Annotated in this window: 20 protein-coding genes and 1 riboswitch; of the genes, 6 read left to right on the top strand and 14 right to left on the bottom strand. The window is 64.4% G+C overall.

The genetic code is table 11. The features are described 5' to 3' along the window. Positions 1-24: 24 nt before the first annotated feature. The 9 genes from FS665_RS15130 to FS665_RS15090 all read right to left on the bottom strand — a co-directional run bounded on the left by FS665_RS15130 (position 25) and on the right by FS665_RS15090 (position 9,248). Positions 25-735 carry a membrane integrity-associated transporter subunit PqiC gene (locus tag FS665_RS15130; protein ID WP_145189922.1) on the bottom strand — a complete coding sequence of 237 codons (711 nt, stop codon included), beginning with the start codon at positions 733-735 and terminating at the stop codon, positions 25-27. 175 nt (positions 736-910) lie between these two features. After that, positions 911-3,169 carry a DNA topoisomerase IV subunit A gene (gene parC / locus FS665_RS15125; protein WP_145189920.1) on the bottom strand — a complete coding sequence of 753 codons (2,259 nt, stop codon included), beginning with the start codon at positions 3,167-3,169 and terminating at the stop codon, positions 911-913. A gap of 10 nt (positions 3,170-3,179) precedes the next feature. Further along, a complete protein-coding gene (locus FS665_RS15120) occupies positions 3,180-3,698 on the bottom strand; it encodes a TIGR02281 family clan AA aspartic protease (RefSeq protein WP_145189917.1) in 519 nt (172 codons plus the stop codon). Further along, the gene (locus FS665_RS15115) at positions 3,695-4,681 is read right to left on the bottom strand and encodes an esterase-like activity of phytase family protein (RefSeq protein ID WP_145189914.1); all 987 of its coding nucleotides are present in this window, start codon (positions 4,679-4,681) and stop codon (positions 3,695-3,697) included. Before FS665_RS15115 ends, FS665_RS15120 begins: the two co-directional genes overlap by 4 nt. Continuing rightward, complete coding sequence (gene parE / locus FS665_RS15110) at positions 4,678-6,582, bottom strand: DNA topoisomerase IV subunit B (protein WP_145189911.1); 1,905 nt, start codon at positions 6,580-6,582, stop codon at positions 4,678-4,680. Before parE ends, FS665_RS15115 begins: the two co-directional genes overlap by 4 nt. Positions 6,583-6,617: 35 nt before the next feature. Next, the gene (locus FS665_RS15105; protein WP_145189908.1) at positions 6,618-7,226 is read right to left on the bottom strand and encodes a YqiA/YcfP family alpha/beta fold hydrolase; all 609 of its coding nucleotides are present in this window, start codon (positions 7,224-7,226) and stop codon (positions 6,618-6,620) included. Positions 7,227-7,373: 147 nt separating this feature from the next. Next, a complete protein-coding gene (gene cpdA / locus FS665_RS15100; protein WP_256675100.1) occupies positions 7,374-8,174 on the bottom strand; it encodes a 3',5'-cyclic-AMP phosphodiesterase in 801 nt (266 codons plus the stop codon). 13 nt (positions 8,175-8,187) lie between these two features. Continuing rightward, the gene (locus tag FS665_RS15095; protein WP_145189905.1) at positions 8,188-8,640 is read right to left on the bottom strand and encodes a DUF1249 domain-containing protein; all 453 of its coding nucleotides are present in this window, start codon (positions 8,638-8,640) and stop codon (positions 8,188-8,190) included. Beyond that, positions 8,631-9,248, bottom strand: coding sequence for an NUDIX domain-containing protein (locus FS665_RS15090; protein WP_145189902.1), 618 nt, complete (start codon positions 9,246-9,248; stop codon positions 8,631-8,633). The genes FS665_RS15095 and FS665_RS15090 overlap by 10 nt, the downstream gene beginning before the upstream one ends. A 185-nt stretch (positions 9,249-9,433) precedes the next feature. On the opposite strand from FS665_RS15090, the gene FS665_RS15085 reads away from it, so the two are divergent. Then, positions 9,434-10,180, top strand: coding sequence for an RsiV family protein (locus FS665_RS15085; RefSeq protein ID WP_145189899.1), 747 nt, complete (start codon positions 9,434-9,436; stop codon positions 10,178-10,180). Here the strand turns inward: FS665_RS15085 and cytX are convergent. Both cytX and thiC read right to left on the bottom strand, forming a co-directional pair. Then, positions 10,149-11,432, bottom strand: coding sequence for a putative hydroxymethylpyrimidine transporter CytX (gene cytX, locus FS665_RS15080; protein ID WP_145189896.1), 1,284 nt, complete (start codon positions 11,430-11,432; stop codon positions 10,149-10,151). The two genes, FS665_RS15085 and cytX, sit on opposite strands and share 32 nt — an antisense overlap. A 105-nt stretch (positions 11,433-11,537) precedes the next feature. Continuing rightward, entirely contained in the window at positions 11,538-13,418 is a 1,881-nt protein-coding gene (thiC, locus tag FS665_RS15075; RefSeq protein ID WP_145189893.1) for a phosphomethylpyrimidine synthase ThiC, read from the bottom strand. Positions 13,419-13,572: 154 nt separating this feature from the next. Beyond that, positions 13,573-13,679: riboswitch (TPP riboswitch) on the bottom strand. A gap of 162 nt (positions 13,680-13,841) precedes the next feature. Here thiC and FS665_RS15070 point away from each other — a divergent pair. After that, on the top strand, positions 13,842-15,275 hold the full coding sequence (locus FS665_RS15070) for a TolC family outer membrane protein (RefSeq protein WP_145189890.1): 1,434 nt from the start codon (positions 13,842-13,844) through the stop codon (positions 15,273-15,275). A gap of 39 nt (positions 15,276-15,314) precedes the next feature. On the opposite strand, the gene waaA is transcribed toward FS665_RS15070, so the two are convergent. After that, entirely contained in the window at positions 15,315-16,586 is a 1,272-nt protein-coding gene (waaA, locus tag FS665_RS15065) for a lipid IV(A) 3-deoxy-D-manno-octulosonic acid transferase (protein ID WP_145189887.1), read from the bottom strand. Between the two features lie 11 nt (positions 16,587-16,597). Continuing rightward, positions 16,598-17,488, bottom strand: a complete 891-nt coding sequence (locus tag FS665_RS15060; protein WP_145189884.1) for a LysR family transcriptional regulator — start codon at positions 17,486-17,488, stop codon at positions 16,598-16,600. Between the two features lie 85 nt (positions 17,489-17,573). On the opposite strand from FS665_RS15060, the gene FS665_RS15055 reads away from it, so the two are divergent. Genes FS665_RS15055 through FS665_RS15040 form a run of 4 tightly spaced genes read left to right on the top strand, consistent with a single transcriptional unit; the run spans position 17,574 to position 20,955 of the window. Then, a complete protein-coding gene (locus FS665_RS15055; protein ID WP_145189881.1) occupies positions 17,574-17,906 on the top strand; it encodes a multidrug efflux SMR transporter in 333 nt (110 codons plus the stop codon). 46 nt (positions 17,907-17,952) lie between these two features. Then, on the top strand, positions 17,953-19,128 hold the full coding sequence (locus FS665_RS15050; RefSeq protein ID WP_145189878.1) for an FAD-binding oxidoreductase: 1,176 nt from the start codon (positions 17,953-17,955) through the stop codon (positions 19,126-19,128). Continuing rightward, positions 19,125-19,937 (top strand): aldo/keto reductase, encoded by an 813-nt coding sequence (locus FS665_RS15045; RefSeq protein WP_145189875.1) that lies wholly within the window; start codon positions 19,125-19,127, stop codon positions 19,935-19,937. Before FS665_RS15050 ends, FS665_RS15045 begins: the two co-directional genes overlap by 4 nt. Positions 19,938-19,986: 49 nt before the next feature. Continuing rightward, entirely contained in the window at positions 19,987-20,955 is a 969-nt protein-coding gene (locus FS665_RS15040) for a metal ABC transporter ATPase (protein ID WP_145189872.1), read from the top strand. 36 nt (positions 20,956-20,991) lie between these two features. Here the strand turns inward: FS665_RS15040 and hldE are convergent, their stop codons facing one another. Beyond that, the gene (hldE, locus tag FS665_RS15035; protein WP_145189869.1) at positions 20,992-22,413 is read right to left on the bottom strand and encodes a bifunctional D-glycero-beta-D-manno-heptose-7-phosphate kinase/D-glycero-beta-D-manno-heptose 1-phosphate adenylyltransferase HldE; all 1,422 of its coding nucleotides are present in this window, start codon (positions 22,411-22,413) and stop codon (positions 20,992-20,994) included. Positions 22,414-22,483 lie beyond the last annotated feature (70 nt).

Below are 22,483 nucleotides of genomic sequence, written 5' to 3'. Positions count from 1 at the left end.
GCTTTTTCGTGGGCGCGGGGGAGATCAGAACCGATAGACTTCCATATCGGTGCGAATCGGCGAGGCCATCGGAATCTTCGATTTTTCCGGTGCTTTCTTGACCTGTACCGGGGCCGCTGGCTTCTTTGGCGTGTCTTCGGCGAGCGCAGGCTGATTGGCCAATGGCTTGAGCGCTGTGCTCAGCTGCTCGGCAAGCTTTTGCAGCAGCTGCCCCTGCGCCTGCACCTGCGACGATTCGCTGCCCTCGTGGTGTTGCTCAAGGTGCACGATACGGTTGTCGCGCACACGGCCTCGGCGGTCGAGCAGACGCCACTGGGCGTCGAGGATCGCTGGCTGGTCCTTGCCCGAATCCAGGCGAGTGATCGACAGCAGAACTTGCACATCGGCTGAGAACCCACTGCTCGCCGGCGCCAGCACCACACGCTGGCTGTCCAGGCGCCACGCCAGCTGACGCACCAGCAGCTGGTCGATGTCGGATGACAGACTGCCGGCCCAGCGACCGTCCGTCGCCGAGCTCAGGCTGCCGTCGGCCTGACGCTGCAAGAAGGTTTCACGCTGAAGGTAATCGGCAACCGACACCGGGCCGAGCACCACGGCCATGCCCGCACTTTGCGAAGGCTGGCCCGGATCACCGCTGTCGAGTTGGTACAGGGCAACCGGCTGGTGCATGCTGCACCCGCCCAGTCCCAGTAGACCCGTCATCAACAGCGCAAATGGAAGGCGCAGGAATTTCATTCAACCCATCCAGGCGGTCGCCACCAGGCAAACCGCAGTGATACTGATATAGACTCAATCAGGCACACGGCCACGCCGGCACCGCAGGGGCACTATCATCCGCGAAATATTGGTTCGACTCCAGCATTTCTGCCTGGAACGGCGCTGAAATTGCCGTTCCAGACATTTCGTCGGGTCAGCCCGGGCGCTCGACCTGCAAGGCATCGACGCGCTGGAAGCCACGCGGCAGCTTACTGCCTCGGCGACCTCGCTCGCCCTTGTAGTGCTCAAGGTCGTCGGCCTTGAGCGAGAGGGTGCGCTTGCCGGCCTGCAGTACCAGGGTCGCCCCTTCGGCTACCACTGCCAGGTCGGTGACGTATTCCTCGCGGCTGGCCACCCGGTCGCCTGGCACGCCGATGATCTTGTTGCCCTTGCCTTTGCCCAGTTGCGGCAGGTCGGCCACCTTGAACACCAGCAAACGCCCCTCAGTAGTCACCGCCGCCAGCCAGTCCTGCTCGCGGTCGGCAACCGGCCGCGGGGTCATCACCTTGGCGCCGTTGGGCAGGCTCAGCAAGCCTTTGCCTGCCTTGTTCTTGGCCTGCAGATCTTCACCTTTGACCACGAAGCCGTAGCCCGCATCGGAAGCCACCACGTACAACGCGTCGTCCTCGGGCAGCAACACGCACTCGAAGGTCGCCCCTGGCGGTGGGGTCAGACGCCCGGTCAAGGGCTCGCCCTGGCCGCGCGCCGATGGCAAGGAATGTGCGGCGACCGAGTAACTGCGCCCGGTAGAGTCGATCAACACGGCAAACTGATTGGAACGCCCAGCGGCGGCGGCCTTGAAACCATCGCCGGCCTTGTAGGACAGGCCAGTGGCATCGATGTCGTGCCCTTTGGCACAGCGCACCCAGCCTTTTTCCGACAGGACGACGGTCACAGGCTCGGTCGGCATCAGCTCGTTTTCCGACAAGGCCTTGGCTTCGGCGCGCGCGACGATCGGCGAACGGCGCTCATCGCCGTAGGTTTCGGCATCCTTGATCAGTTCGCTGCGCACCAGCATGCGCAACTTGGCCTCGCTGCCCAGCAGACCTTGCAGCTTGGCCTGCTCCTTGAGCAATTCGTCCTGCTCGCCGCGGATCTTCATCTCTTCAAGACGCGCCAACTGGCGTAGACGGGTCTCGAGGATGTACTCGGCCTGGATCTCGCTGAGCGCGAAGCGTTCGATCAACGCCTGCTTGGGGTGCTCCTCGGTGCGGATGATATGGATCACTTCATCCAGGTTGAGAAACGCAGTGAGCAGACCTTCCAGCAGGTGCAGGCGCTTCTCGACCTTGTCCAGACGGTGCTGCAGGCGGCGGCGCACGGTCTGGGTGCGGAACGTCAGCCACTCAAGCAGCAACGCACGCAGGTTCTTCAGTTGCGGACGGCCGTCCAGGCCGATGATGTTGACGTTGACGCGGTAGCTGCTCTCAAGCTCGGTGGTGGCGAACAAGTGCTGCATCAGCTCATCGGCATCGACCCGATTGGAGCGCGGAATGATGACGATGCGGCATGGGTTTTCATGGTCGGACTCGTCACGCAGGTCAGCGACCATGGGCAGCTTCTTGGCTTGCATCTGCGCTGCGATCTGCTCCAGCACCTTGGCACCGGACACCTGGTGCGGCAGCGCGGTGACGACGATATCGCCATCCTCGACGCGGTACACCGCACGCATGCGAATCGAGCCGCGACCGCTTTCGTAGATCTTCTGAATCTCGGCACGCGGGGTCACGATCTCGGCTTCGGTCGGATAGTCCGGACCCTGGATGTGCTCGCACAGCTGCTCGATGGTGGCCTTGGGCTCGTCGAGCAAGCGTACGCAGGCGGCCGCCACTTCCCGCAGGTTGTGCGGCGGCACATCGGTGGCCATGCCCACGGCGATGCCCGTGGTGCCGTTGAGCAGGATGTTCGGCAGGCGCGCTGGCAGTACCGCAGGTTCCTGCAGGGTGCCGTCGAAGTTGGGCACCCAGTCGACGGTGCCCTGGCCAACTTCGCTCAGCAGTACCTGCGAATAGCGCGACAGGCGCGCCTCGGTATAACGCATGGCGGCGAACGACTTCGGATCGTCCGGCGCCCCCCAGTTGCCCTGGCCATCGACCAGGGTGTAGCGATAGCTGAACGGCTGGGCCATCAGCACCATGGCTTCGTAGCAGGCCGAATCGCCGTGCGGGTGGAACTTGCCGAGCACGTCGCCGACGGTACGGGCAGACTTCTTGTGCTTGGCATCGGCGTCGAGCCCCAACTCGCTCATGGCATAGACGATGCGGCGCTGCACGGGCTTCAGGCCGTCGCCGATGTGCGGCAAGGCGCGATCCATGATCACGTACATCGAATAGTTGAGGTAGGCCTGTTCGGTGAAGTCAGCCAGCGAACGGCGTTCGACGCCATCCAGACTGAGTTCCAGTGAGTCGCTCATGCGGGCCTCGTCATTTCAGGTTCTGGCGCAGCAGCATGGTGCCGCCGCGCTGGGTAAATTCAAGTTGTTTCAGGGCGCTCATGCCCAGCAGCACGGTCTGCCCGTCCAGGCCCGGCACCACGATGGCGCGCACACCCTGCAAGTGGATGTCGCCCAGCTGCAGGCTATCCAGGCGCGTGCGGTAGCCTTCGGTGCGGCCGTTGGCGGTACTGAGCAACACCGGGCTGCCGCGCTTGAGGTTCAACTGGCGGCCCAGCGCCTCCGGGATCGCCACATCGGTCGCGCCGGTGTCGAGCATGAAGTGCACGAGCTGGCCATTGATCGCTCCGTCGAGCACGAAATGCCCCTGGCCATTACCCAGCAGGCGCACCTCCACGTAGCCGTCACCGTGCTCGGACTGCACCTGGGCATTGGGGTTGCGCTGCTGGTCTTCCCATTGACCGAAGAAACGCGTGGCCAGGAACAGCCCCGCCGCCCAGGCGACGATCAGCAGTACCTTGCCGGCGCGCTTGCCCGGCGCCTGATTCATGGATTGGCGCTCCAGCCGCCCTGGGGTGCGGCAAAGCGCCAGACGATCGGCCGGCTTTCGCCATCGGCGCGATCGGTATTGTTGTTATCCAGGCCAATCCACGCGCCCTTGGCATCGATCACCAGCGCCTCGGCCAGGCCAAACGGCTGGTCATAGCGGCGCTGCGGCTGCAAGGCCTCGCTGGCGAACGACCAGCAGCGCTCGACCTCGCCCGTGTCGGTAGCACGCCGACAGATGCGGTAGGCGTTGCGCTCGAGGGTGAACAGCTTGCCCTCGAACCACGCCAGGTCGGCGAAATCACGCGGCAGCGCAACCGGGTCAGGCACCTGCGGCGGCTGCATTTCCACCCCGGCTTCGCTGAGCAGCACGCAGCGCCGTCCACAGGTCCACATCGTTTGCTGTTTCTCGATCGCCACCAGCCCACGCCGCTCGCGCTCGGCGGCAAGCCAGAGACGATCACCGGCAGGGTTGATCGCCAGGCCTTCGAACAGCGCGTTGAAGTTGAGCAGCATGCCGCTGGCGCGTGCCTGGCGCACCATGGCCGCGTCGATATTCAGCCACTGCGGCTCACCTGCCGTCGGTATTTGCAGCACCGCCGCGTGCGCCTCGCTGACCACATAGAGGTTACCAGCCTGGTCGCAGGTGATGCCTTCGTAGTCCAGCTCGCCGCCACGCACGAAAGACGCTGCCCAATTGCGCACCTTCAGGCCCCAGGGCAGCCCGCTCTCCGGCACCGGCGGCGCGGTGAACGCCAGCGCCTGCGCGCTCCACACGGGAGTTTGTCGGTCAAAACGATAGATTCGATCGTCATCGCGATCGGACACGCCCCACAAGGCGCCGCGGCATTCGGCCAGGCCCGACAGGTTACCGCCGTGCATACCCTCGATCGGGTGTTCCGAGGTCAGTTTCAATTCCGCCCAATCTTCAGCCAGGCTCGGCAAGGCGAGCACTGCCACGCACGCAGCGACCAGCAGACGAATCAAACCAGCACCTCGGCCAGGTTGCCTTTGGTTTCAAGCCACTGCTTGCGATCACCGGCGCGCTTCTTGGCCAGCAGCATGTCCATGATTTCGGTCGTGCCTTGCACGTCGTCCAGGGTCAGCTGCACCAGGCGCCGGGTGTTCGGGTCCATGGTGGTTTCGCGCAGTTGCGGCGGGTTCATCTCGCCCAGGCCCTTGAAGCGGGTAACCTGCGGCTTGCCGCGTTTCTTCTCGGCCACCAGGCGATCGAGGATGCCGTCACGCTCGGCTTCATCGAGGGCGTAGTAGATTTCCTTGCCCAAGTCGATGCGGTACAGCGGCGGCATGGCGACGTAGACGTGACCGGCTTCGACCAAGGCGCGGAAGTGCTGGACGAACAAGGCGCAGAGCAAGGTGGCGATGTGCAGACCGTCGGAGTCGGCGTCAGCGAGGATGCAGATTTTGCCGTAGCGCAACTGCGACAGGTCGGCGGCGCCAGGGTCGACGCCGATCGCCACGGCGATGTTGTGCACCTCCTGGCTGGCGAGCACTTCGCCGCCATCGACTTCCCAGGTGTTGAGGATCTTGCCGCGCAGCGGCAGGATGGCTTGGAACTCCTTGTCGCGGGCCTGCTTGGCGGAGCCGCCGGCCGAGTCACCCTCGACCAGGAACAGCTCGGCGCGCATCGGGTCATGGCCTGCGCAATCGGCCAGTTTGCCGGGCAGTGCCGGACCCTGGGTGATGCGCTTGCGCTCGACCTTCTTGCTCGCCTTGAGGCGCCGGCCGGCGTTGCTGATGGCCAGCTCCGCCAGCTGCATGCCCAGCTCCGGGTGGGCATTGAGCCACAGGCTGAAGGCATCCTTGACCACGCCGGACACAAAGGCGGCTGCCTCGCGCGAGGACAGGCGCTCCTTGGTCTGGCCAGAGAACTGCGGCTCCTGCATCTTCATCGACAGCACGAAGGTGATGCGTTCCCAAACGTCCTCGGGCGCCAGCTTGACCCCCCGCGGCAACAGGTTGCGGAATTCGCAGAACTCGCGCATGGCGTCGAGCAAGCCCTGGCGCAGGCCGTTGACGTGGGTGCCGCCCTGGGCCGTGGGAATCAGGTTGACGTAGCTTTCCTGGACGCTGTCGCCGCCTTCGGGCAGCCACAGCAAGGCCCAGTCGACCGCTTCCTTGTTGCCGGCCAGGCTGCCACAGAACGGCTCATCGGGCAGGCGCTGGTACTCGCTGACCGAGTCGACCAGGTACGAGCGCAGGCCATCTTCGTAGTGCCATTCGACTTTTTCGCCGCTGGACTTGTCTTCGAAGCTCACCAACAGGCCAGGGCACAGTACCGCCTTGGCCTTGAGCACGTGCTTGAGACGGCTGATGGAGAATTTGGCCGAGTCGAAATACTTCGGGTCCGGGCTGAAGTACACGCTGGTGCCGGTGTTGCGCTTGCCGACCGTGCCGACGACTTCAAGCTCGCTGGCCTTGAAGCCATCGGCGAAGGTCATCTGGTATTCGTTGCCATCGCGCTTGACGCGCACCCGCACCTGGGTCGACAAGGCGTTGACCACCGAGATGCCGACCCCGTGCAGGCCGCCGGAAAACTGGTAGTTCTTGTTGGAGAACTTGCCGCCGGCGTGCAGCTTGGTGAGGATCAGCTCGACCCCGGAGACACCTTCTTCAGGGTGGATGTCCACCGGCATGCCGCGGCCATCGTCGCTGACTTCCAGCGAGTGGTCGGCATGCAGGATCACCTGCACGCAGCGTGCATGCCCGGCCAAGGCTTCGTCGACACTGTTGTCGATGACCTCCTGGGCCAGATGGTTGGGCCGGCTGGTATCGGTGTACATGCCCGGGCGTTTACGCACCGGGTCGAGGCCGGAGAGGACTTCGATGGCGTCTGCGTTATAGGCGCTAGCGCTGGGATTGGCCATGGGTTCTCGTCGTCAGTCTGGTGAATGCGAAAAAGTCAAAATACAGAAAAATCGAGCGCCGCATACTGCCCCCGGGCAATCCCGGCAAAGGCCAGCAAGCCCGGCAATTGCGTGGCGAAGCCTTGGTAGCTGTGGTCGCCTCCGGCCTGGATGCGCAGGGCGCAGCCGCGGTAATACTGCTCGGCATGGCGGTAATCCAAGGTTTCATCGGCGGTCTGCAGCCACACTTGATAGCGCGCCGGGTCCGCCGGAGGCGGCACTTCCAGCTCGGCCAGGGCCTGCACGTGATCGAGGGTCAGTTCCCAGCTTTCACCGGTGTAATGGTTGCGCTGGGTGCCCAGATAACCGTCGAAACGCTTGTGCGGCGTAACCGCCGGATTGACCAGCAAGGCCTTGAGCCCATGCCGCTCGGCAAGGTGCGTGGCATAGTAGCCACCCAGCGAACTGCCGACCAGTAGTGGCGCACCCAGCTCGGCGATGGCGGCCTCGAGCTGCAGCAGCGCCTGGCGCGGGTGATGATGCAAGGCCGGCAGGCGCAGTTGCTGCGCCAGGCCCAGCTGCTGCATGACCGCCTCGAGCTGACGCGCCTTGGTCGACAGCGGCGAGCTGTTGAAGCCATGGATATAGAGGATGGAACCTGACACGCTGCCCCCGGAATCTGTGGCGTAGCGCCCGATCTCACGAGCGCAGGGACGCGCAGTGTAGCGCGTTGGCAGGGTTTTGGCGCCGCAGGCGGGTTTTAGCAACACATTGTTCAATGGACTCAAAGGGGCGAGCGTTGCCTCGAATGCTCAGTACCCTGGGCTGTCGAAGTCGAGCTTCACCTGGAAATCCAACGCTCGCGCTACCCCGGTCTCCAGCCGCCCGTCGGCGTGCAGGCGCAACCAGCGGTAGCCTGGTTGTTCTTCGCTCACCTGAAAGTCCTCGCTGCGCGCAGCGAACTGGATGCAGGTCGAGGGCGTGGCCAGCAAACGCCTTCCGTCGCGTAGTTCATCCCACTCCTGGTGCACATGCCCCCAGAGCAGCGCCCGCACCTGTGGATGAGCATCGATGGTATCGAACAGCGCCTGGGCATTGCGCAAGCCGATCGGCGCGATCCAGGCGCAGCCGATGTCCACCGGCTGATGGTGGAGACACACCAGGCAATGCCGTGTACCCGCCGCTTCCAAGGCGCCATCGAGCAAGGCCAGCTGATCATCCTGCAAAAAGCCGTGGGTGGCACCGGGCACGGCCGTGTTGAGCATGATGATGCGCCAGGCGCCCATGTCGGTCACGGTCTGCACCAGCTGCGGCGCCACTTGCGCCATGACCTGCGCTTCATCGTGGTTACCGGGCAACCAGCGGGTCGGCACGGCCAACGGCGCTGTCAGTTCACGGAACGCTTCATACGAAGCGCTACTGCCGTCCTGAGACAGGTCGCCGGTGCACAGCAGCAGGTCGATATCCGGCTGCTCGCGCCGCACCTGGGCCACCACGTGGCGCAGGCTGTCACGGGTATTGAGGCCGAGCATGCTGCCGCCAGGATCGGCGAACAGGTGGGGGTCGGTCAGTTGCACCGCAAGCACGGGGTGCGAGGGGTCCAGGTGTGGCAACGGCCGTCTCCTTTCAGCGTACGCTGGCCAGTTCGTGACCGCAGGCCAGGCAGTGGCTCAGCCATTCACCGAGAAACAGATTGAGCTGGGCTTTTTCGTCCGGCTGGTGCATGGCTTCGTTCGGGTAGGGGTAGATGCTGCGCAGGCGCCGGGTGTGTTCGGCACTGATCACCTCGGCCATGCGCGCATCGTGGTACACCTGCACGTCCAGATGCGGCACCGGCAACCAGGGCAGGCTGTGTTCCTGGCTTACCCGCACCGTGGTGGTGTAGGGGCACGCAAGCAAGACCTCGAGCACCAGCACCCCGATCATCTGGTCGCCCTGCGTCATGCCGATGCGCCGTGAACTCTGGTTGCTGCGCATATCGGGCAACAGGCGCATGAGCCGGGCGTAGTTGGCCTCGCAGGCTGCCTGCAGCCCGGCAAGATCGACCCGATAACGCTCACGCAGCAGGTTCACTTCCACATACCTCGCACTTCATCCCGATTCAGCGCCAGCCACTGCAAACCAATGATGGTCGCTGCGTTGCAGATGCGCCCGTCGCGCACGGCCTGCAGGGCGTCTTCGAACGACCATGCGCGCACGCGGATGTCTTCACCCTCTTCCTCAAGGCCATGCAGGCCGCCGGCCCCTTCGCTGCTGCAGCGTCCGAGGAACAGGTGCACGTACTCATCGCTGCCGCCGGGCGAGGGAAAGTAGCGCGTCATCGGCCACAGGGCGCTGAAGGTCAGCCCGGCTTCTTCCTGCGCTTCACGGTGGGCCACTTCCTCGGGTTGCTCGTCCTTGTCGATCAGCCCGGCGACCATCTCGATCAGCCACGGGTTGTCGATCTTGTCCAGCGCGCCGACGCGAAATTGCTCGATCAGCACCACTTCGTCACGCTGCGGATCGTAGGGCAGCACGCAGACCGCATCGTGGCGCACGAACAGTTCGCGGCTGATCTGGGGACCCAGGCCGCCGGCGAACAATTCATGGCGCAGGTGCACCTTGTCGAGCCTGTAGAAGCCTTGGAAGCAGTTGTCCCGCTTGACGATTTCGACCGCCTTGGGCACCGAGTTGATCGTATCTGACATGGAAATCCTCATTACCTCATTTACCGCTTCGCGCCATCCTACTCTGCACGCCTGAGCGTTTCACCCCTTTCCGGCCACCGTTCGCACACTCGGGACAGCAAGTCTTCACTCTGATAGCTTAGTGGCGAACTGAAGGCCGTACAGACGGTCAAAGGCCGACTTTTCCCTGTTCTGCAAGGATCATCATGACACTGGTCAAACTGACTTCCGTGGCGCTGCTGGCACTCGCACTGGGCGCTTGCCAGAGCCTGTTCGCGCCCAATTACCGAACTCCACTGGAGGTCAAGCGCGAGGCCTGGGAACACCTCAAGCCTGGCTGCAGTGCAAGCGATTGCCCCTTGGTGAATATCGATACCGTGCACTTCCCGGCCCAGCCCAAACTCGATGCCATCGTCGAGCAGCGCCTCTTGCAGCTCACCGAAGATAATCAGCATGGCACCGCCCCGCGCACTCTGCAGGCGTATGAGCAGCAATACCTGGCCAATGCCGATAAACGCAACAGCAGCTACCTGCAAGCCAAGGTACGCGAGCAGCATGACGGGCTGGTGATCATCGAGCTGTCCAGCTACCTGGACAGCGGCGGCGCCCACGGCATGCCGGGGCGGGCCTTCATCAACTATTCGCGCAAGCTGGACAAGGTCCTGACCCTGCAGGACATGCTGGTACCCGGTCAGGAAGAAACCTTCTGGAAGACCGTCGAAGAATCCCACCGCGCCTGGCTGATGAGCGTGGGCATGGACAAGGACGCCGAGTTCGTCAAGACCTGGCCGTTCAAGCGCTCGCCGCACATCGCCCTGACTTACGGCGCGGTGGTGGTGAAGTACGAAGTCTACGCCATCGCCCCGTACTCCATGGGCCACGTCGAACTGAAAATCCCCTACCCGCGCCTCAATGGCGTGCTCAAGCCCGAACTGTTTCCCGGCCGCGGCTAAGGCTCATCAAGCCATGCAATGCCCCTGCCAGCAATAGCGCCGGCAGGGTGGCGCCGACCTGCGGCGCGGTGGCGGCGATCAGGTGATAGGCTGCCACCCCCACTGCCCAGGCCAGCAGCGCCTGCCAGTGCAAGGCCTCGATCTGCCCAGGCAGACGGCGACGGCGGACCACGTAATGGTCGACCAGCACCACGCCGAACAGCGGGGCGAACACCGAGCCGATCAACAGCAGGAAGTTTTCGTACTGGGCCAATGGCGCGAGCAAGGCGATCAGGGTGCACAGCACACCGATGGCCAGGGCCAGGTGCTCGACTTTCAACGGCAGCAGCACGCCTGTGGAAACCGCCGCCGAGTGAATGTCGGCAAAGGCCTTTTCCGATTCGTCCAGCAGAATCAGCAACAACGGGATGCCCATCCCGGCGCCGGCGAGGGCGAGCAACAGCGCATTGACTTCAGCACTGGCGGCAAACGCCAAGGTGTATGCCACGCCCAGGCTCATCAGCCAGGTGTTGCCGAGGAAGTAGCCCAGCACGGTTGCACCGAATACATGCTTGCCGTTACGCGCGAAACGCGAATAGTCGGCGATCAGCGGCAACCATGACAGCGGCATGGCGATGGCGATGTCGAAACCCACCGCCAGCGACATCGAACCATCCCCGGCGCGGTTCCAGAGTTCAGCCAGGTCGGCCTTGGCGAACAGGTTCCAGGTCAGCCACAGGCACGCGCCCAACAGTAGCCAGATACCCCAGACGCGCAGCACCTTGCGCACGAACGCCAATGGGCCGCTGACTGCCAGCAGGGTGGCCAGGCCACCAAAGCACAGGGTCCAGAGCATCGGGCTATTCCAGGCGCTGTCTTCGCCGAAGGCCCGTGCGCCCAGCAAGCTGGCGGCATCGCGCATGACGATGATCTCGAACGCGCCCCAACCCACCAGTTGCAGCAGATTGAGCAAGGCCGGCAGGCGTGCGCCGTGGCGGCCGAGGCTCAGTTTCAAGGTGCCCATGGCCGACAGGCCTGTGTCACTGCCGATGACACCGGCAGCGCCGAGCAGCAGGACGCCGACGCCGGTGCCAAGGGTGATGGCCAGTAGTGCACCGGCCAGGCCAAGGCCAGGCGCCAGCATGGCGCCGACCTGCAGAACCATCAAACCGATACCAAGGGAAAACCACAGCGAGAACAGGTCGCGGGCACCGAAAATGCGCTGATGGGTGGGGACCGGGTGGTCGGGGGAGAATTGGCTGGGGGATGTCATGTATTGGCGCTCGCCGGCAATGTTGTAGGTGTTCTTGGCGAGGACTTGGTCCTCGAATCGCGACGCAAGGCCGCTCCTACAGGACGTAGGAACGGCCCCGGGTTCTTACACTTTGTGGTAAAGCTGGCTGCCTTCCTGACGGAAGCGCTCGGCCTGCTCGCGCATGCCCTGCTCGATCGTCACGTCCACGGTGTCGATCTTCGCGGCGTACTCGCGCACTTCCTGGGTGATTTTCATCGAGCAGAACTTCGGCCCGCACATCGAGCAGAAGTGCGCGACCTTGGCCGACTCCTTGGGCAGCGTCTCGTCGTGGAAAGCGCGCGCCGTGTCCGGGTCCAGGCCCAGGTTGAACTGGTCTTGCCAACGAAACTCGAAACGCGCCTTGGACAAGGCGTTGTCGCGAATCTGCGCCCCTGGATGGCCCTTTGCCAGGTCCGCGGCATGGGCGGCGATCTTGTAGGTGATGATGCCGGTCTTGACGTCGTCCTTGTTGGGCAGGCCCAGGTGTTCCTTGGGCGTTACGTAGCACAGCATGGCGCAGCCGAACCAGCCGATCATCGCCGCGCCGATGCCCGAGGTGATGTGGTCGTAGCCTGGGGCGATGTCGGTGGTCAGTGGGCCGAGGGTGTAGAACGGCGCCTCGTCGCAGCATTCGAGCTGCTTGTCCATGTTCTCCTTGATCAGTTGCATCGGCACGTGACCAGGGCCTTCGATCATGCACTGGACATCGTGCTTCCAGGCAATCTTGGTCAGCTCGCCAAGGGTTTCCAGTTCGCCGAACTGCGCCGCGTCGTTGGCGTCGGCAATGGACCCTGGGCGCAGGCCGTCACCGAGCGAGAAGCTCACGTCATAGGCCTTCATGATTTCGCAGATCTCTTCGAAATGCGTGTACAGGAAGTTCTCCTGGTGATGCGCCAGGCACCACTTGGCCATGATCGAGCCGCCGCGGCTGACGATGCCGGTGACCCGCTTGGCGGTCAGCGGCACGTAGCGCAGCAGCACCCCGGCATGGATGGTGAAGTAGTCCACGCCCTGCTCAGCCTGCTCGATCAGGGTGTCGCGGAACAGCTCCCAGGTCAGGTCCTCGGCCACGCCATTGACCTTTTCCAGCGCCTGGTAAATGGGCACGGTACCGATCGGCACGGGCGAGTTGCGGATGATCCACTCGCGGGTTTCGTGAATGTGCTTGCCGGTGGACAGGTCCATGACCGTGTCCGAGCCCCAGCGGATGCCCCACGTCAGCTTGGCCACTTCTTCCTCGATCGAGGAGCCCAGGGCGCTGTTGCCGATGTTGCCGTTGATCTTCACCAAAAAGTTGCGGCCGATGATCATCGGCTCCAGCTCGGGGTGATTGATGTTGGCCGGGATGATGGCGCGGCCACGGGCGACTTCTTCGCGCACGAATTCGGCGGTGATCTGTTTCGGGATGCTGGCGCCGAAGCTGTGGCCAGCGTGCTGCTGATCGAGCAGACCGGCAGCGCGAGCTTCCTGCAGCTTCATGTTTTCGCGGATGGCGACGTATTCCATCTCGGCGGTGATGATGCCCTGGCGTGCGTAGTGCATCTGCGACACGTTGGCACCGGCCTTGGCCCGACGCGGGTTGCGCACATGGGCGAAGCGCAGCTTGGCCAGTTCGGCATCGTTCAGGCGCTGCTGGCCGAAGTGCGAGCTCAAGCCCGGCAGGCGTTCGCTGTCAGCACGCGCGTCGATCCACGACGAACGCACATCGGGCAGGCCCTTGCGCACATCGATGATGACAGTGGGATCGGTGTAGGGGCCGGACGTGTCGTAGACCAGCACCGGCGCATTGCTTTCGCCGCCAAAATCGGTGGGGGTGTCGTCCAGGCTGATTTCGCGCATGGGCACGCGGATGTCCGGGCGCGAGCCTTGTACATAGACTTTGCGCGAACGGGGCAGAGGTTGCACGGACTGCTGATCGACTTGCGCCGATTCGCTGAGGTTGATCGGTTTTTCTTGTTGGCTCATTACAGGCTCTCCAGACAGCTTCCTGGCGGTGGAATGTCGGAGCTGAACCTGAACGGCGCGCACGCACCCTGGCGGATGCAGTGCCGGATACACGGGTGCCGCGCGCTGCATGCAGCTGCGACATTCCCGGACCTGGCACAAGAGGCTCCCCGGGAAGGCGAGCAATCTTGTTCCCTACGCAGGCGCTAACCTGATCAGGTTCAACGGGATCCGCACCTCTGCGATCTCAGCCTTTGCTTCAAGGCACCCCGACAAGAACAGGCGCAGTCTAGACTGGAGTGCCTGGCAAAGCCAAGCGGGTAACGCGCAAGGGTGATGAAAGGCGCAAGCGGCGATTGTTGGCCAGTGCGCATGGCACTACACTGGCCCATCGCTCGATACTCAACAGTTCAGTAATAAAATTTCGTACAAGGATTGCCTCTTATGCTGCGCAAACTCTCACTGGCGATTGCCGTGTCTTGTGCGTCCAATGGAGTGGTTTGGGCAGCGGCCGTGCCCATGACGGTCAGAACCGACCTGGTCAGCGTCTACCAGGAAGCGGTCGACAACAACGCCGACCTGGCAGCGGCGCGTGCCGACTACGGCGCTCGCCGGGAGGTCGTGCCACAGGCACGTGCCGGCCTGCTGCCAAACCTTTCGGCAGGCGCCGAAATGATGCACACGCGGACCAAGCTCGACGAGCCTTCGATCACCTCCAACCGCAGCGGCAACGCCTGGAGCGCGACCCTGGCCCAGCCGATCTTCCGCGCCGACCGCTGGTTCCAGCTGCAAGCCGCCGAGGCAGTCAACGAACAAGCCGCGCTCGAGCTGTCGGCCACCGAACAGAATCTGATCCTGCAAACGGCACAAAGCTACTTCGCCGTGCTGCGCGCCCAGGACAACCTGGCGGCGACCAAGGCCGAGGAAGCGGCGCTCAAGCGTCAGCTCGATCAGTCCAACGAACGCTTCGACGTTGGCCTCTCGGACAAGACCGATGTGCTGCAATCCCAGGCCAGCTACGACACCGCGCGGGCCAACCGGATCATCGCCGATCGCCAGGTGCAGGACGCCTTCGAGGCCCTGGTGACCCTGACCAACCGCGAATACACGGCCATTCAAGGCGTGGTCCACAGCCTGCCGGTGCAGGTGCCGATGCCCAACGACGCCAAGGCCTGGGTAGAAACCGCCGGGCGCCAGAACCTCAATCTGCAGGCGACCAACTACGCGGTGGCCGCCGCCGAGGAAACCCTGCGCCAACGCAAGGCCGGTCATGCGCCAACCCTGGACGCCGTGGCCAAGTATCAGAAGGGCGATAACGACAGCTTGGGCTTCAGCAACCCCTCGCAATTGGGCGTGCGCTACAGCGGTGACGTCGAACAGACCAGCGTCGGCCTGCAGCTCAACATCCCCATCTACAGTGGCGGGCTGACCAGCTCGCAGGTGCGCGAGGCCTACCAGCGCCTGAGCCAGAGCGAGCAGCAGCGCGAAAGCCTGCGCCGCCAGGTGGTGGAGAACACGCGCAACCTGCATCGGGCGGTCAACACCGACGTCGAGCAGGTGCAGGCGCGCAAGCAGTCGATCATTTCCAACCAGAGCGCCCTGGAGGCTACCGAGATCGGCTACCAGGTCGGCACCCGCAACATCGTCGATGTGCTGGATGCGCAGCGCCAGTTGTACACATCGGTACGTGACTACAACAACAGCCGCTACGACTACATCCTCGACAATCTCAGCCTCAAGCAGGCTGCGGGCACACTCAGCCCGCAAGACTTGCAGGACCTCAAACGCTACCTGAAAGCCGACTACAACCCGGACAAGGATTTCCTGCCACCGGACCTGGCAGCGGCGGCTGCCAAGAACTTCGAGCGCCGCCCCTGAAACCAACGGCAGGGGGTGCGGGGCTGCGCACTCTCGGATTCAGCGCATGAGCCGAGCCAAGCCCTCCAGCAGGCGCTGCAACGCGCCCTGATTGGCCAGCATCACCGCCCTGCCCGCCGCGCCCATGCGCTGGGCATCTTGCGGCAGCTCGATCAGGCGCCGCACTGCCTCGGCCAAGCCCTCGGCGTCGTCGACCTGCTGCAGCGCTCCTGCCGCTCGCAGCATGGCGCTGATCTCGAGGAAATTGAACACGTGCGGCCCCATGATCACCGGCATTGCCAGCGCGGCTGGCTCCAACGGATTGTGCCCGCCCGTGGCGACCAGGCTGCCGCCGACGAAAGCGACATCGGCAAGGGCATACAGAAACAACAGCTCGCCCATGGTATCGCCGAGCAACACCTGGGTCTGCGCGGTCACCGGCTGACTGGCCGAGCGCCGGATGGTGGCAAATTGCTCGGCACAGAGGCTGTGCACCGCGTCGAATCGTTCGGGATGGCGCGGCACCAGGATCAGCAGCGCATCGGCATGCACCTGCAGCAGTTGCCGGTGGGCCTGCAGAATCAATGCATCTTCACCCTCATGGGTGCTGGCAGCGATCCACAGCGCACGCTGCTCGGCGCCCCATGCTGCGCGCAGGGCCTGGGCACGGGGCCGCAGGTCGGCGGCGATGTTCAGGTCGAACTTGATCGAGCCGGTCACCTGCACGCACTCGGGTCGCGCGCCCAGGTCGTGAAAACGCTGGGCCTCGGTTTCGGTTTGCACGGCAATCAGGCTCATCTCAGCGAGCATCGGCCGGGTCAGCCCGGCGAAACGCCCATAGCCGCGGGCCGAGCGCTCGGACAGGCGTGCATTGGCCAGCGCTACAGGAATGCCGCGCTTGGCACATTGGTGGATGTGGTTGGGCCACAGCTCGGTTTCCATGATCACGCCCAGCTTGGGCTGCACGTGGTCGAGGAAGCGCCCGGCCGCCCAGGGCAGATCGTAGGGCAGATAGCAGTGCTGGACCCGTGGCTCGTCGGCGAACAGCGCGCGAATGCGCTCGGAGCCGGTCGGCGTCATGCAAGTCAGGGTGATGGGCAGATGCGGGTAGGCCTTGAGCAGTGCCCGTACCATGGGGGCGGCGGCGATACTTTCACCCACCGATACCGCGTGCACCCAGATGCCACCCGGACGCATCGGCGGCATCTGCCAGGCGAAGCGCTCGGCGATGCGCTGGCCATAGGCCGGTGCCTTGCGTGCACGCAGGTACAGGCGCAGCGCCAGCAGCGGCAGGCCCAAGTGGAACAACAAGGTATAGAGCGTTCTGTTCATGGCGGCGAAGTTTACCCGATCGCACGCAAATGCACTGCAAAGCGCTCGGCCAACCATTGCGCGGCAGGGCCGAGCGGCTCGTCGCGACGCCAGGCCAGTTCCACCACCAGCGCCGGTGGCCGCCACTCGCTGTCCAGCTCGACCATGTGGGCCTGGTAGGTCGGGTACTGCACCACATGCCTGGGCAGCCAGGCCCAGCCCAGGCCGCGCATCAGCAACTCGGCCATGGCGTAGAAGCTGTCGGCGCGCCAGACCTGCGGGCTGATCGCCTCGCCGCCGGGGTAGCCGCTCTGCTGCGGGGTGATCAGCAGCTGACGATGCCGGGCCAGCTGTTGCCGAGTGACCCGGCGCTCGCCAGCGAGCGGGTGGTCGACGGCGCACACCGTAACCATTTCTACACTGCCCAAGGCCCGCCGCTCCAGCGCGGCAGGCATGCGCTCATGATGAAAGAACAACCCCAGGTCGGCGCGGCGCTCGGCTAGCTTGCGTGCGACATCCCCTTGCGCGCCGCTGGCCAGTTGCACTTCCAGGGAGGGATAGCGGCTGGCCAGCTCGTCGAGGCTGTCGATGACCGGCTGATAGGGCATGGCTTCGTCCTGGGCCACCCTGAGCAGCGCCTCCTGGCCGCGCATCAACGCCAGCGCACGGCCATCGAGACGCTCGCACTGGCGCAACAGCTCGCGCGCATCTTCAAGCAACGCTGCGCCGTTTGCAGTCAACTTCGGCTGCCGGCCACTGCTGCGCTCGAACAGCGTCACGCCGAGGTCCGCCTCCAGCAGCGCGACTGCCTGGCTGATCGCCGACTGCGCCTTGCGCTGCTCGCGGGCCACGGCCGAAAACGAGCGCAATTCGGCCACGCGCAGGAAGATCCGCAGCTGCTCCAGGTTCCATTGCTCGGCCATCAACCTATCTCCGGTTCTGATAGGTAATGACTTTACCGCAATCAGGAACTTACTAGAATGCCGGCCAATAACCGAGGAATCCGTCATGAATGCGTACACCTATCTCGCCATTGCCATCTGCGCCGAAGTCATCGCCACGGCTTCCATGAAAGCGGTCAAGGGCCTGAGCACACCACTCCCCTTGCTGCTGATGGTGGTCGGCTATGCCATCGCCTTCTGGATGCTGACCCTGGTGGTACGCAGCATTCCGGTGGGCATCGCCTACGCCATCTGGTCAGGCCTTGGCATCGTGTTGATCAGCGTGGCGGCGCTGGTGCTCTATGGGCAGAAACTGGACATGCCGGCCATGCTCGGCATGGCCATGATCGTGGGTGGCGTGGTGGTGATTCAGCTGTTCTCCAAAACTGCTGGGCACTGAGGCAGTCTGTATACTTGCCGCCTGACTGACATTTCGAGGTACCGCCATGCCATCTGCCATTACCACTGACGTGCTGATCGTCGGCGCCGGGGTCGCAGGCCTGTGGCTCAATGCACGGCTGCGCCGGCTGGGCTATTCCACGGTGCTGGTAGAACGCTCGACCCTTGGCGGCGAGCAGACCATCAAGTCCCAGGGCATCATCCACGGCGGTACCAAATATGCCTTGCACGGCGCTCTGACCGGGGCTTCGGAGGCCATCGCCGACATGCCCCGGCGCTGGCGCGAAGCCATCGCCGGCAGCGGCGAGCTGGACCTGACCCACACCCGCCTGTTGTCCGACGCCCACTACCTGTGGTCGCCCGGTACACTGGCCGGCAACCTGACCAGCTTCTTCGCCAGCAAAGCCGTGCGCGGTCGGGTCGACCAGGTCAAGGGCGAGCAGTTGCCACCGGCGTTGCAAGCCCAGGGCTTCAAGGGCAAGGTCTATCGCCTGGCCGAACTGGTCATCGACGTGCCCAGCCTGTTGGCCAACCTGGCGCAACTCGCCGGCGACAGCCTGCTGGCAGGCGAGCGCGTCGAGCCGCTGCGCGAGGGCGACGCGCTGGTCGGTCTGCGTGTCGATGGCCGCGAGATCCGCGCGCAACGCATCGTGCTCAGCGCCGGGGCAGGCACGCGCGATCTGCTGCAGGCGCTGGGCCTGGAGCAACCCGCCATGCAGACCCGCTCGCTGCACATGGTTCTGGCCAAGGGTCCCAACCTCAAACCGCTGTATGCCCACTGCCTGGGCGGTGGACCGAAGCCACGGGTGACCGTTACCACTCACCCGGCCGCCGACGGCCAATGGGTGTGGTACCTCGGTGGCGATCTGGCCGAGGCCGACGGCGTTGCCCGCGAGCCAGCAGCGCAGATCGCGGCGGCCCAGAAGGAAGTCGCCAGCCTGCTGCCTTGGATCGATCAGAGCCAGGTGCGCTGGGCCACCCTGCGCGTCGATCGCGCCGAGCCGGCACAATCTGGCCTGGTGCGTCCGGACAACGCGTTTCTGGCCGAGCAGCAGCGCTTGCTGGTGGGCTGGCCGACCAAGCTGGCGCTGGCACCGGATTTCAGCGACCGGGTTCTGGCCAGCCTCGAACGCGACGGTATCCACCCCGCGGCCAAGCCGGACCTGAGCGGCCTGCCCCGGCCAAGCGTGGGCGTGCCAGCCTGGGAGCAACTGCTGCCATGACCCTGCCAACCTTGCATGGCCTACGGCGCCCGCTGGGCAGCACCGGTCTGAAGGTGTCGCCCCTCGGCCTGGGCACGGTCAAGCTGGGCCGCGACCAGGGCGTCAAATACCCCAACGGCTTCACCATCCCCGATGATGACGAGGCTCGCCTGCTGCTGGCCCAGGCCCGCGAACTGGGAATCAACCTGATCGACACCGCACCGGCCTATGGCCGCAGTGAGGAGCGCCTCGGGCCGCTGCTGCGCGGCCAGCGCGATGAATGGGTGATCGTCAGCAAGGTGGGCGAGGAGTTCGACGTCGGGCAATCGCATTTCGACTTCAGCGCCGCCCATACCCGACTTTCGGTGGAGCGCAGCCTGCAGCGCCTGGAAACCGACCGCATCGAACTGGTGCTTGTGCACTCCGATGGCAACGACCTGGCCATCCTCGAGCAGCAGGAGGTCTATCAGACCCTGGCCGAACTCAAGCGCGAGGGCAAGATTCTCGGCTTCGGATTCTCTGGCAAGACGGCCGCTGGCGGGCTGTTGGCGCTGCAGCAGGGCGATTGCGCCATGGTCACCTACAACCTCAACGAACAGGCAGAGCGCCCGGTGCTCGACTACGCTGCCGAGCACGGCAAGGCCATCCTGGTGAAGAAGGCATTGGCCAGTGGACATATCTGCCTGGCACCCGGCATCGATCCCGTGCAGGCCAGTTTCGAGCTGCTGTTCGCCCACCCGGGCGTCAGCAGTGCTATCGTCGGCACCATCAACCCATTGCACCTGGCCCACAACGTGGGCGTCGTCGCCCGCATCCTGGGCCGGCAATGAGTGCTCCGGCCACCGGCCGAGGCACTGACCCGAAGCAAGGAGGAGCCTCGTGGCGCGAACGCTGATCCGCAAGAACCCGAGCAACTTCAAGACCCTGCCCCTGCATGTGGAGGCCAGCGCCGACGGGCTGACCTACCAGAGCATCGGCATGCCGCTGAACTTTGCTCAGACCCAGCAGCGGCGCAAGGCGATTCAACTGGCCGACCCCCAGCGCTTCGTGGTCGAGCTGGCCAACCTGGGTGTGTCGGTGCGCCTCACCTTGCATTGGCAAAACCGCGACTATTGGGTGCTGGTGCGCCAACGCCGGCAGGACCGCGGCGATGTGGTGCTGAAACTGATTTCCGGTTACGTGCCGGCGCACGAATTGAACCTGCCGCTGCACACCGCCGTGCAGGAGGTTGCAGAAGAGTGCCTGCTGGAAACCCCGGAGGGCTGGCTGAGTGGGCGCTTCAATGACACGTGGCTGCCGGCGCCCTACAGCGCTGCCCTGCATTACCGCGAGACGCCGCATTTCCAGCTGGCGCCGCAGTCCGGCGCGGCGCGCCCCGTGCAGGCTGCCAATCTCACCTTGCTGGAGCGCCCGCGGGCCTACGTGCACCTGCCCACTGCTTCGTTGCAGTTGATCTATGACCTGCGCTTGCAGGTGCCGCGCGATGCCAAGAAACTCAGCCTGTTCCATGTCGATGAGCGCCTCGAGGGCGACCAGCTGGTGGCACGTCTGAACCGCAAGCGGCCAGACTTGTACCTGATGCCGCTGCAGGACGGCCGGCCGCTGGCTGAGCTGTATACGCTTAGAAAGGACGAGTTGCTGCCCGCCAGCACGCGCGGCCTGTACCTGGCTGAAAGCTTCGCGCAACAGGATGGCTGGGTGGTCAGAGACGAGCGCATTCGCTGGAAGGATTGGCTCAGGCAGCAGGGCCTGATCGAAAGCCGGGCTAAACGCGCGTCGCACCTCAAGCGTATTGGCGACAAGGCCCGGGCATTGCTGCAGCGTGCCCGAACATCCCTGCACAAATGAACGAAGGGGCTGCAATGCAGCCCCTTCCGTGTAGCTTCAATGCTTGCGAATTTTTTCGACGATCGCGGTGGTAGAGCTGTTTTCCACCAGCCCTAGCACCTTTACCGTGCCACCGTTGGCTTTGACGATATCGGCGCCCACCACCTGGTCGATGCCGTAGTCGCCGCCCTTGACCAAGACGTCGGGCTTGACCTGGCTCAGCAGGTTTTCCGGCGTGCCTTCCGAGAAGCTGATCACCCAATCCACTGCACCCAATCCCGCCAGCACCGCCATGCGTCGGTCAACACTGTTGATCGGCCGGCCTGGCCCCTTGAGACGGCTGACCGAAGCGTCGTCATTGACCGCGACGATCAGGCGATCGCCCTGTGCCCGGGCTTGCTCCAGATAGGTGACATGCCCGGCGTGCAGGATATCGAAGCAGCCGTTGGTGAAGACGATCTTCTCTTTGTGCGCCCGGGCATCGTCGATGGCCAGCAGCAGTTGCTCCAGGCCCAATACACCGCGCTCGGAGCCTTCTTCGCGCTGGATGGCGCGGCGCAGCTCCGGGGCACTGATGGCCGCGGTACCCAGCTTGCCCACCACGATGCCTGCAGCCAGGTTGGCCAAGGCTACCGCGTGCGGCAGGTCTTCGCCTGCGGCGATGGCCGCAGCCAAGGTAGAGATCACGGTGTCGCCGGCACCGGTGACATCGAACACTTCGCGGGCCCGAGCCGGCAGGTGCAGCGGCGGGTGGCCGCTGCGCAGCAGGGTCATGCCATGCTCGCCACGGGTGACCAGCAACGCGCCCAGGTCCAGGTCTTGCAGCAACTGCAGACCCTTGGCGACCAGCTCGGCCTCATCGGCGCAACGACCGACGATGGTTTCGAACTCGCTGAGATTCGGCGTGATCAGGCTGGCGCCGCGGTACACGGAAAAATCCTTGCCCTTGGGATCGGCCAGCACCGGGATGCCCTTGGCCCGAGCGGCCTGGATCAGGCTCTGGTGGTCTTTCAGCGCGCCCTTGCCGTAGTCGGACAGCACCAGCACCTTGATGCCTTCGAGCAGCGTGTCGACTTCCGCGCCCAGGGACAGGGCGTCGGTGGCGAACGGCTCCTCGAAATCGATGCGCAACAGTTGCTGGTGCCGGCTCATGACTCGCAGCTTGACGATGGTCGGCTGGTGGGCAATGCGCTGGAACACCGAGCGCACGCCCGCGGCCTGCAAGCTGTTGGCGAGGCTGTCGGCGGCCTCGTCCTGACCGGTGACGCCGACCAGCGAAGCGGGGGCGCCAAGGGCTGCGATGTTCAAGGCAACGTTGGCCGCACCGCCTGGGCGATCTTCGATCTGATCGACCTTGACCACCGGCACTGGCGCTTCTGGCGAGATACGCGAAGTACCGCCATGCCAGTAGCGGTCGAGCATGACATCGCCGACCACCAGTACCGGGGCTTGATCGAATCGCGGCAGGGACAACTTCATGGGCAACCCATATGGAAATAATGAACAGGGACGGGATATTAACACAGGGCAGGCAGCGGCTTTAAAGCCA

The sequence above is a fragment of the Pseudomonas sp. URMO17WK12:I11 genome (assembly GCF_007677725.1).
In the GTDB taxonomy this organism is placed as follows: Bacteria; Pseudomonadota; Gammaproteobacteria; order Pseudomonadales; family Pseudomonadaceae; genus Aquipseudomonas.
This window is presented reverse-complemented; position numbering and strand designations above follow the sequence as displayed.

Excerpts from the sequence above, each read along its gene's own strand:
- FS665_RS15130 (WP_145189922.1), bottom strand. The coding sequence starts at position 735 with ATGAAATTCCTGCGCCTTCCATTTGCGCTGTTGATGACGGGTCTACTG.
- parC (WP_145189920.1), bottom strand. The coding sequence starts at position 3,169 with ATGAGCGACTCACTGGAACTCAGTCTGGATGGCGTCGAACGCCGTTCG.
- FS665_RS15120 (WP_145189917.1), bottom strand. The coding sequence starts at position 3,698 with ATGAATCAGGCGCCGGGCAAGCGCGCCGGCAAGGTACTGCTGATCGTC.
- parE (WP_145189911.1), bottom strand. The coding sequence starts at position 6,582 with ATGGCCAATCCCAGCGCTAGCGCCTATAACGCAGACGCCATCGAAGTC.
- FS665_RS15090 (WP_145189902.1), bottom strand. The coding sequence starts at position 9,248 with ATGTCAGATACGATCAACTCGGTGCCCAAGGCGGTCGAAATCGTCAAG.
- FS665_RS15085 (WP_145189899.1), top strand. The coding sequence starts at position 9,434 with ATGACACTGGTCAAACTGACTTCCGTGGCGCTGCTGGCACTCGCACTG.
- cytX (WP_145189896.1), bottom strand. The coding sequence starts at position 11,432 with ATGACATCCCCCAGCCAATTCTCCCCCGACCACCCGGTCCCCACCCAT.
- thiC (WP_145189893.1), bottom strand. The coding sequence starts at position 13,418 with ATGAGCCAACAAGAAAAACCGATCAACCTCAGCGAATCGGCGCAAGTC.
- FS665_RS15070 (WP_145189890.1), top strand. The coding sequence starts at position 13,842 with ATGCTGCGCAAACTCTCACTGGCGATTGCCGTGTCTTGTGCGTCCAAT.
- waaA (WP_145189887.1), bottom strand. The coding sequence starts at position 16,586 with ATGAACAGAACGCTCTATACCTTGTTGTTCCACTTGGGCCTGCCGCTG.
- FS665_RS15060 (WP_145189884.1), bottom strand. The coding sequence starts at position 17,488 with ATGGCCGAGCAATGGAACCTGGAGCAGCTGCGGATCTTCCTGCGCGTG.
- FS665_RS15055 (WP_145189881.1), top strand. The coding sequence starts at position 17,574 with ATGAATGCGTACACCTATCTCGCCATTGCCATCTGCGCCGAAGTCATC.
- FS665_RS15050 (WP_145189878.1), top strand. The coding sequence starts at position 17,953 with ATGCCATCTGCCATTACCACTGACGTGCTGATCGTCGGCGCCGGGGTC.
- FS665_RS15045 (WP_145189875.1), top strand. The coding sequence starts at position 19,125 with ATGACCCTGCCAACCTTGCATGGCCTACGGCGCCCGCTGGGCAGCACC.
- hldE (WP_145189869.1), bottom strand. The coding sequence starts at position 22,413 with ATGAAGTTGTCCCTGCCGCGATTCGATCAAGCCCCGGTACTGGTGGTC.